This window comes from Methanobrevibacter sp. (genome assembly GCF_045541095.1).
Taxonomy (GTDB): Archaea; Methanobacteriota; Methanobacteria; order Methanobacteriales; family Methanobacteriaceae; genus Methanocatella.
This window is the reverse complement of record NZ_JAZQIJ010000099.1, coordinates 1-1,549: the sequence shown is the minus strand read 5'-3', so window position 1 is coordinate 1,549 and position 1,549 is coordinate 1. Positions and strand designations below refer to the sequence as shown.

General features: G+C 33.0%; 1 protein-coding gene. It reads left to right on the top strand.

Annotated features, from left to right (window positions below; genetic code table 11):
* The coding region (locus tag ACKI2P_RS04385; protein ID WP_407375374.1) for a condensation domain-containing protein at positions 1-1,549 on the top strand (1,549 nt) is incomplete at both ends.

Genomic DNA, 1,549 nt, shown 5'->3' with positions numbered 1-1,549 from the left:
CAAATTAAAAGAATCACTCATTAAAGTAATCGAATCCCACCCATATATTAAAACAAGAATAATTACAACAGAAGACGGCACTCTCAAACAACACAGAAATGACAATATAAAACCTAACGAAATTGAAATAGTGAAAACATCACACATAAGCGATGAAGAAATAATGCAAAATGATGTTAAAGCGTTTTCATTAAATAACGAGCAGTTATTCAGATTTAAAATATATGATACTGATGATGAAATCGTATTATTCTCTGATTTCCACCACATAATTACAGACGGAGTATCACAGGGAAATCTCTTCGAGGATTTGGCAAAAGCATATGAAAACAAAGAACTTTCCAAAGAAATCGTAAACGGATATGCATACAGCCTCATCGAAAATGACCTGGAAAATAGCGATAAATACGAATCCGCCAAAAAATTCTTCCAAGAAAAACTAAGCCATGAAATAGACTCCACAGTACTGACTCCAAATCTTAACGGAAACCCAGATGATGGAAAAATAAAACGAGTAATAATGAATATCGATTCCAACAACATCAGACAATTCTGTAAAGAAAATTCAATCAGTCAAAATGCATTATTCATGGCAGCCACAATATTGAACCTGAACAAATACACTTTCAGTGATGAAACATTAATAACAACAATATTCAACGGAAGAGCGAATCCGAATTATTACAACACCCAAGGATTCCTGGTTAAAACACTCCCATTTGTCATGAAAAATGAGAACAGACAACAAAATATCAGAGAGTTCATTGAAAATGTTGATACAGTATGGAAAGAAACCATAAACAATAGTGAATACCCATATACTAAAATTGCAGAAGAATATCAATTAAAACCAGAATTCTTCTATTCATATCAGGAATTCCTGGAATCTGATAGTATAACTATAGACAATAAATCATACAAGGAAACCGAATTGATTGATGACAGTTTTGTTGCAACAGAATACAAAACCGATTTGACCATATTCGATTTTGAGGATACAATAGGCCTGCAAGTTGAATACAATGATCAGCTATACACCAGAGACTACATTGAAACATTCCTGAATTCATTCCATGAAATCATAATCCAAATTCTTGAAAATAACATTAATGATATGAGAATTTGCGATGTGGAATTGGAAACCTCCAAAGAACTGCCGAAATTTGTCCCATTGGAACTTCCATTAATACACAAACGCTTCGAAAAGCAAGCAGAAAAAAATCCACAAAACATTGCTTTAATCGCCAGAAACAGAGCGTACACATATTCCGAGTTAAATGAAAAAAGTAACAGAATCGCAAATGCATTAATTAAAAAAGGAATCAAACCTGGAAACAACATTTTAGTGATGCTTAAAAGGGACAGCAATCTCATCGCAGCAATCATTGGAATATTGAAAGCAGGCTGCGCATTTATACCAATAGATTTAGAATATCCTCAAGAAAGAATTGATTATATCTATGAAAACAGTCAAGCAGACTACATAATAAGTAATGAAACAACAGAAACAACCCTTGACGTATATGAACTTCTCAAAGAAGAAAAAACC